This is a genomic window from Pseudomonas sp. MD195_PC81_125 (genome assembly GCF_014060985.1).
In the GTDB taxonomy this organism is placed as follows: Bacteria; Pseudomonadota; Gammaproteobacteria; order Pseudomonadales; family Pseudomonadaceae; genus Aquipseudomonas; species Aquipseudomonas parakoreensis.
This window is the reverse complement of the sequence record NZ_JABULD010000841.1, coordinates 1-517: the sequence shown is the minus strand read 5'-3', so window position 1 is coordinate 517 and position 517 is coordinate 1. Positions and strand designations below refer to the sequence as shown.

General features: G+C 50.9%; 1 protein-coding gene. It reads left to right on the top strand.

The features are described from left to right. On the top strand, window positions 1–366 hold a 366-nt coding region (locus tag HT737_RS31470; RefSeq protein ID WP_220459580.1), incomplete at its 5' end, for a hypothetical protein. Window positions 367–517: the final 151 nt, after the last annotated feature.

Genomic DNA, 517 nt, shown 5'->3' with positions numbered 1-517 from the left:
ATCACCGCTCTTTCGAGTATCAAGCCAACTCACGGAGGACCATTCAGCGCCATAGCCAACAGAAGTTCGGGGCAGATTCTTGAAATGCACGTGGACGCTTCGGGTACCTCGCAAGACATGCGCATAAACTTCAACTGGGGTTATTCCGCTGTCAGTTGCTATTGCAGGTTCGCCCAGTTCAGCGACATTTCAGTCTATTTTTACAACCAGACAAATCAGCAAATACAGCATGAATATCTTTTGAACCAGGCCGAGCCGCAATTGGTGTCATGCACGTCCAGTGAAAACAACATCTGGAGCATGCGGATCGTCACAAAAAGAATGGACCTGATCGCCTTTGACTTTTTCACCATGCAGCGACGGTAAAGATGGAGTGCGACCACGGGAGCAAGACGACTACCGCTCCCTGCCACTCGTCCAGAATGTTCACGGGTGGACAATCTGGCGGTGCAATTGCCCGATATCCAGGCTGTGATGTTTCAAACAGAAAAAAACCCGCCGTCCCGATCAACCGGGG